The organism is Nocardia amamiensis NBRC 102102 (genome assembly GCF_001612745.1).
In the GTDB taxonomy this organism is placed as follows: domain Bacteria; phylum Actinomycetota; class Actinomycetes; order Mycobacteriales; family Mycobacteriaceae; genus Nocardia; species Nocardia amamiensis.
Genome location: NZ_BDBA01000060.1, coordinates 1 through 6,539, shown reverse-complemented (window position 1 = coordinate 6,539; position 6,539 = coordinate 1). Strand labels below are relative to the sequence as shown.

Sequence of the window (6,539 nt, the reverse complement as noted above, 5' to 3'; positions counted from 1 at the left end):
ATGCGGCTGCAGGCGCAGCAGCCAGTCGCGAATCTCGATCACCCTGCGGTACACCCGGTCCCGGCTGGCCGGACGACGCCGCGACGACGTGTGCGCCAGCTCCGGGGCCACCTCGCGCAGAGCCAGCCACAGTGGACGCAGCCGGGGCAGCGCCCGCAGTCGCGCGACCGTGTGCAGCAGCCAGGGCGCCAGCGAGGGGCACAGGTAGCCGACCAGCATGACGGTCGCGCCGAGACTGGCGAACGCGGGCGCGATGTCGGTGTTGAGGCGGCGCAGCCCGATGCCGAACCACGCCGCGACGATCGCGATCACCTTGCCCACGCTGTAGCCCAGCGCGATGGTGCTGCCCACCGCGAGCAGCCGCAGGCCGCGTCGCAACCAGACCCGGTCGACCTCGCCGATCCACCTGCGGCACAGCAGAATGATCCGGATCAAAGCCGCCGAGTACACGGTGAGATAGACGCCGAGGAACGCCACCGCGAGCGGGACCTTCGCGTAGTGATCGTCGAAGTCGGTCGGATGACTCTCGTCGTGCACCGGGGCCACCGTGAACAGCAGGGCCAGCACCGTGAGCACGAGCAACGGCAGCGCGAGGATCCGACGCCCGGCGCGATTGTCGGGCTCCTGCGGCGCCACCATGAACCCGGTCCAGACGATCTGGGCGAGTACAGCGGTCGCGATGGCGCCGTACACGACGAGCGAAGCCACATTCGGGATGCCGGAAACGTCTCCCAGCCAGGTATAAGTCTGCGGCACAGCGGCTTCGAAACCGATCGCCGCCGCGAGGATCGCGAACGCGACGGCCCACCGCGCGGGGTTGTCCGGGCTGCGAAGGGCGAGGCCGACGCGCCACAGGAATGCCGCGAACCCGAAGGCGCCGATGGCGCCGTACACCGCCGCGAACCACATCGGCTCAGCCCTGTCCCGGACCGAGCGCGTCCAGCAGCCGCCGCGCGGCGACGGGCGCGGCGTCGGGCAGCACCCACTCCTCCCGGGCGGTCCAGTGCGTGATGTGGTGGGCCATCAGCATATTCGCGATGTCCTCCGCCTCCTGCTCCTGCGGCTGGGCGTAGCTGGTGCGGCCCAGCATCCGCTGCACCACCGCGGGGTCGATATTCGGGGCGAGCAGCCGTAACGCTTCCGCGCCGCGCACGTCGACGGTGCGATGCCCGGCCAGTAGATGACCGAGCTCGTGACAGACGATGTGATCCTGATGCACCTTCGAAGTATTGCGTTGGTAGGCAATGAAATCGATTGCGTCCGTGACCAGCAGTCCGCCGGTGAGGCCGGTCACCGGGAAGCTTTCCGGACGCAGCCGCAGCGGCCGGGCGCGGCGCTCGGCCACCGCCTCGGCGAGCTCACCGACGGTGAACCGGCCGGGTAGTCCGAGGCCGCGCAGTTCGCGCCGCAGCCATCGACGATCCAGCACCGGCTGGTCACCTCCATCCTCGCTCCACGCCGCGATCCGCATCGCTCACCCGTGGTCCTCGGTCTCGATGCGCCGCAGGATGTCCAGCATCGCCAGCACCGACTCCGCGCGGACCGTACCTTGGTGCAGCCCGTCGCGCAGCACCAACTCCAGCACCTCGTGTTCGGCATTTCCCTTGAGCGCGTTGATCAATGCCAACTCGTTGCCACGCGCCGCGGCCAGCTGCGGATCGGTGAACGGGTCGAGGCTGTCGAGCCCGAAGTAGCCCCGGAACACCTCCAGCGTCTCGTACGACGGGTTCACCGCCTGCCCGGTGCGCAGCTTCCAGAGGTAGTTCGCGGACAGGCGCGCTCCGGTGGTGCGGTGGATGTCCTCGGCCAGGGCTCGGTGGGTGATCTCCAGCGGCCGTCCGTCTTTGCTTGCGGGCGGGTGCATTCCATTGATCAGCGTGTTGAGAGCCCGGGTGAACGGGTGTGGAACCTCCCCCATGGTCAGCGTGTCTCCTGTAGTTGACAGGGTGTGTGTCGTAGATCATACTCGTCCGTGCTCCGCCAGCGCATGCCGGTGTGGTCGTCCCGCATAGGTGCGCGACCGCGAGAGGCCCGGCTCCCGAGAGCGGTAGCAGGTGGGGCGATCATCGTCGCTCGCCCCATCTCAACGGAGCCGCATCGGCAGTGCGAGCGGACCACGATGCCGAAACCCGGAGCGCCAGACGATATCCCGCTCGTCCACCAGCAGCACCGAATCCGGCCATCGGGTCAGCACGTGATCCAGCACCGCCGTGGTGAGCGTATGCACCAGCGCGTTGCCCAAGCAGGCGTGCACTCCGTAGCCGAGTGCGAGCTGCGCGCCGCGGTCTCTGGTCAGGTCCAATTCCTCGGGCCGATCGAAGGTTTCGGGATCGTGGTTGGCCGAGGCAAGACACAGCAGCACGGTCTGTCCCGACTGGATCGTGGTGTCGCCGATGGACAGCTCGGTCGTCGCGAAGCGTGGCCCGGCGAGCACTTGCGGGGACAGGTAGCGCAGCAGCTCGTCCACGGCGGCGTGCTGGTCGGACCTCGCGCGCAGCAGTTCGCGCTGGTCCGGGCGGCCGAGCAAGGCGAGTACCGATCCGGCGACCAGATCGACCAGCACCTCGTACCAGACGAACAGCAGGTAGAACAGCAGCCCGGCCAGTTCGTCGGCGCTCGGTGACCCGGTGTCGGCGTGCGCGGCCACCAGGCGGCCCAGCACCGTGTCCGCACGGTGCGTGCGCGCGTGCTCGGTGGCATCGGTGATGATCGCCAGCATTGTGGTGAGTGTGTCGCGGGCACGTGGTGGCGACGCCGAAGGCAGCAGCGTCGAATTCGCCCAGCCCAGAAGGTTTTTCCGGGTCGGCTCGTCGAGGCCGAGCAATTCGCCGAGTACCGCCGCGGGCAGCGGGACCGCGAGGCGTTCGACGAAATCGATAGGCTCGCCCGAAACCACCTCGTGCAGTAGCGCATTCACCAGGTCGGGAGCCAGCTCGGTCCACTCGGCCAGCCGCCGCGGTGACAGCTCGGCAGTCACCAGACCGCGCAACCGTGCGTGGTCGGCCGGGCCGGCCCTGAGGAGGTTGTCCAGCGGCGGCGGCACGGCGAAGCCGCGATAGTCTTCCGCGTTCGCGTAGTGGACCCGGGTGGACAGCCGATGATCCAGCAGTCCGGAGCGCACGTCGCGGTATCGGGTTACCAGCCAGGCCGGGGGACCGTCAGGTGTCCGGATTCGGTGCACGCCGCCCGCGGTGCGCAACCGATCGAGTGTTGGCCACGGGTCCCGCGCGAAGTCGGAGTCGAACACGTCCGTCACCCGGTCATCATCCCGCACGGACTGGCGACGGATGCGGCTGATGCGTGGACTGCCCACAAAATGTGGCGTCCGGAAGTCCGCGCATGCCGGCCGGTGGCCGGCGCGGTCGGAGGCTCGATCAGGAGGCGGCGGCTCCGGTCTGCCGGATGACGTCGAGGACCTCGCCGTAGGTGAGGGTGGAGTTCACCAGGGCGCGCTCGGACGGCACATCGATGTCGACCGCATCGATGCCGTTGACCCCGCGCAGGGCCGCTTCGATCGCCGATGCGGACTCCCGGGTCACATTGTGCAAAGTAATCGTGTAGGTCATGCACTTCGCATAGACCGATTTGCCGGGTGCAAACAATGCGTTTGCTCGGTTTGATCGCGCCGACCGCGGGAATAGCGGAGTTGTCATAACGAATCGAGGCAACAGGGATTGTCATGATCATCATAATCGGGCTCGTCGTCTTGATCGCGGCGGTGATTATCGGTGTCGCCGCCGTGGTCGGCAACACCGGCGACGTCCAGCAATTCGCGGTATTCGACTACCAGTTCCACGGCTCCGCCGGAGCGTTGTTCGGCTACGGGATCGTCCTGGGCGCCATCGGGATGCTCGGGCTGGCGCTGGTGCTGTCCGGCGCTTGGCGGGTCACCCGGCGCGGCGCGGCGGCACGTCGCGAGCTCAGGCAGTCTCGTCGTGAGATGGCGGCGGCCAGGCGTGATCTCGCGGCAGGCACTCCTGAGACAGGTGTGCAGGCCGCCCACGAGCCGGCCTGGCGGCGGTGGCTGCACGCACCGACGCGAGGTGAGCGCGGGGCGGCGGCTGCCACCTCGAAACCAATGACCGCGAAATAGTTATCGAGAAAAGGAAATACGGCAATGATTGTGCTCGGACTCATCCTCTTGGTCCTCGGCTGGCTGCTCGGAATCGGACTGCTCACCACGGTGGGCATCATCGTGCTGATCATCGGCCTGGTTCTGCTGATCGCGGGCTCGGTGGGCCGTCCGGTCGGTGGCCGCCGTTGGTACTACTAGCGTCCTCGACACCAAGGAGTCGGTCATGAAGTTCGAAGATCGCCTCGCACATCAGGCACGGGCCACCCGGGGCAGGGTGAAGAAATTCGTCGGTAGGGCGACGGGAAACTCCCGGCTGCAGGCCGAGGGGCGTCGCGAGCAGGTCCGCGGCAATCTGGAGCGTGCCACGGACAAACTACGGGACGCGTTCCGGCGCTGATTCGGAATCGACCGGTGCCCATGCGGAGGCGGTGAGCCGACGCGGGCACCGGCTCAGATTCCGGCCACATCGGCGAGCTGCCCGATGCCATAGGTGACGCCCATCCCCAGCGCGCCGCCGAGAACCACGCGGATCACCGCACGTCCGGGGGGACTTTCGCCCAGCCGGGCACTGACCGAACCGGTGATCGCGAGTGCGGCGAGCACGGCCGCGAAGGTAACCGGGATGCGTGCGCTGACCGGCGGCAACAGGATTGCCAGCAAAGGAAGCAACGCGCCGAGGATGAAGGACACCGCCGAGGAGAATGCCGCCTGCCAGGGATTGGTCAGCTCGGCCGGATTCAGGCCGAGTTCGGCTTCGGCGTGGGCGGTGAACGCGTCGTGCGCGGTGAGTTCCTCGGCGACCTTCCGCGCCGTCTCCGCCGTCAGACCCTTTGCTCGGTAGATCCCGGCGAGCTCGGCCAACTCGTAGTCCGGCTCCTCACGCAGCTCCCTGCGTTCTCGCGCCAGCAGAGCACGCTCGGAATCGCGCTGGGTGCTGACCGAGACGTATTCGCCCACCGCCATCGAGATCGCACCGGCAGACAGGCCCGCGATACCCGCGGTGAACAGCGCCGCCGTGTCGGTCGTAGCCGCGGCGACGCCGACGACCAGGCCCGCGGTGGACACGATGCCGTCATTGGCACCGAGTACCGCCGCGCGCAACCAGTTCAGCTTGGTCGCGAAGCCCACACCGTGTGGCTCATGTGGATGGGGCCCGGGTATGCCGATCGTGCCGTCCATGAAACGCAGACTATGTCACCGCCGACGATTCGCCAGGCGCTCGATGCGCCGTGGACAGCTATTTCGGCTGGCGGGGGACCGCAGGCGGGCGCGGAAGCATTCCGCGGTGAACAACCTGCAGAATCAGCAGGAACAACACCGAAAGCCCCGCGGTGGTGTAGTCGCCGAAAAACACGGCCAGCCCCGCGAACGCGCCGAACACCGGGATCTCCAGCAGCGTGCACCAGCGCAGGATCCGTAGCCGCCGCGCGTTGACCCTCAGCTGCCGCACACCGTCGTCGATGATGGTGAGCGCGGTTTCGTAGCGCACCATGCCGTCACCGACCTGGACGAACATGTGCACCGCTTGGTCGCGGCTGAGTTCGCCGAGCCAGGCACGGTCGATCAGGCGCTTGCCCTCCTCGGCGACCTCCTTGACAACCGCGTCCATGCGGCCCCCTTCCCAGTGACCCCGGTGAGTCTAGCGGCCGAATCGTGCCTTCCCAGGCGGGATTCGGGGGCCGGGTTCAGGTGCGGTCGATCTCCAGGCGGTCGTCTCGGACGCCGATCCAGGCGTAGTCGCGCGCCCGGGTGATGGCCACGAGTTTCTGGCGGTCGGCGAGCTCTGCTCGTTCGCGGCTCGCGCCGGTCGGCGGTGCGGCGCCGCTGGACCAGGTCGGGTGGAAGACGGCCGCGAAGTCGAGGCCCTTGGCGCGATGGACGGTGCCGACTTTCACCGCCGCACAGGGTTTTCCATCGAACTCCAGCAGGGGCAGCGTCGCGATGCCGACCGCGTCGAGCGCGCCGATGAGCCGGTCGGCCTCCAGGTTCGTCCTGGTCAGTACCGCGATGTCGGCCAGCGGCCTGCCGCACTCGCGAATGCCGGTCACCAGTGCGCTCTCCAGGTATTGGTCGGGTCCCCGCCAGATGTGCACCGCGCCGTCGGGGAGCGTGATGTCGGCGTCACGCAGCGACACCCCGGACTCGCCGTCGAAATCGCCGAGAGCGTTCACCGCGTCGATTCCCGCCGCGTTTTCCCAGACGCGTCGGCGATTGCGGTAATTCACCCGGAGGACCTCGCCACGGCCGCGCAAGGTGATGCCCGCGTCGGCCATCCGCCAGCCGCCCGCGTACACCTGTTGCTGGCCGTCGCCGAGCAGCAGCAGCGGACTCGACCCGTTGCCACCGGCGATGGCGTGCGCCAGCCGGAGCCCCGCCAGCGTCATGTCCTGGACCTCGTCGACCACGACCGCGTCGTACGGTTGCGCGAGCGGTTCATTGCGAATCTCGGCCAGCGCGATGGCGA

General features: G+C 68.2%; 11 protein-coding genes. 3 read left to right on the top strand and 8 right to left on the bottom strand.

Annotation, left to right across the window (positions count from 1 at the left end; translation table 11 throughout):
• From NA4_RS14055 to NA4_RS14035, 5 genes are all read right to left on the bottom strand, one after another.
• The coding region (locus NA4_RS14055; RefSeq protein ID WP_067469840.1) for an MAB_1171c family putative transporter at positions 1 to 909 on the bottom strand (909 nt) is incomplete at its 3' end.
• A 4-nt stretch (positions 910 to 913) separates the two neighbouring features.
• On the bottom strand, positions 914 to 1,429 hold the full coding sequence (locus NA4_RS14050) for an ImmA/IrrE family metallo-endopeptidase (protein ID WP_067469846.1): 516 nt from the start codon (positions 1,427 to 1,429) through the stop codon (positions 914 to 916).
• A 45-nt stretch (positions 1,430 to 1,474) separates the two neighbouring features.
• A complete protein-coding gene (locus NA4_RS14045) occupies positions 1,475 to 1,918 on the bottom strand; it encodes a hypothetical protein (protein ID WP_067469837.1) in 444 nt (147 codons plus the stop codon).
• A gap of 165 nt (positions 1,919 to 2,083) precedes the next feature.
• Positions 2,084 to 3,256 carry a cytochrome P450 gene (locus tag NA4_RS14040; RefSeq protein WP_157128999.1) on the bottom strand — a complete coding sequence of 391 codons (1,173 nt, stop codon included), beginning with the start codon at positions 3,254 to 3,256 and terminating at the stop codon, positions 2,084 to 2,086.
• Positions 3,257 to 3,374: 118 nt separating this feature from the next.
• Positions 3,375 to 3,566: a heavy-metal-associated domain-containing protein gene (locus NA4_RS14035; RefSeq protein ID WP_067469834.1), complete on the bottom strand. Its 192-nt coding sequence runs from the start codon at positions 3,564 to 3,566 to the stop codon at positions 3,375 to 3,377.
• Between the two features lie 113 nt (positions 3,567 to 3,679).
• Here NA4_RS14035 and NA4_RS14030 point away from each other — a divergent pair, with 113 nt between their 5' ends.
• From NA4_RS14030 to NA4_RS39100, 3 genes are read left to right on the top strand one after another with little or no spacing between them, the layout of a single operon-like run.
• A complete protein-coding gene (locus NA4_RS14030) occupies positions 3,680 to 4,093 on the top strand; it encodes a hypothetical protein (protein WP_067469830.1) in 414 nt (137 codons plus the stop codon).
• Positions 4,094 to 4,117: 24 nt separating this feature from the next.
• Positions 4,118 to 4,273 (top strand): DUF6131 family protein, encoded by a 156-nt coding sequence (locus NA4_RS41380; RefSeq protein ID WP_169811038.1) that lies wholly within the window; start codon positions 4,118 to 4,120, stop codon positions 4,271 to 4,273.
• Positions 4,274 to 4,298: 25 nt separating this feature from the next.
• Positions 4,299 to 4,472, top strand: coding sequence for a CsbD family protein (locus tag NA4_RS39100; protein ID WP_084497076.1), 174 nt, complete (start codon positions 4,299 to 4,301; stop codon positions 4,470 to 4,472).
• Positions 4,473 to 4,525: 53 nt separating this feature from the next.
• Here the strand turns inward: NA4_RS39100 and NA4_RS14025 are convergent, their stop codons facing one another.
• The 3 genes from NA4_RS14025 to NA4_RS14015 form a co-directional block, all read right to left on the bottom strand.
• Positions 4,526 to 5,254: a VIT1/CCC1 transporter family protein gene (locus tag NA4_RS14025; RefSeq protein ID WP_067469828.1), complete on the bottom strand. Its 729-nt coding sequence runs from the start codon at positions 5,252 to 5,254 to the stop codon at positions 4,526 to 4,528.
• A 58-nt stretch (positions 5,255 to 5,312) separates the two neighbouring features.
• Positions 5,313 to 5,684: a hypothetical protein gene (locus NA4_RS14020; protein WP_067469825.1), complete on the bottom strand. Its 372-nt coding sequence runs from the start codon at positions 5,682 to 5,684 to the stop codon at positions 5,313 to 5,315.
• Positions 5,685 to 5,760: 76 nt separating this feature from the next.
• Positions 5,761 to 6,539: 3'-5' exonuclease (locus tag NA4_RS14015; RefSeq protein WP_169811037.1), on the bottom strand; the 779-nt coding region annotated here is incomplete at its 5' end.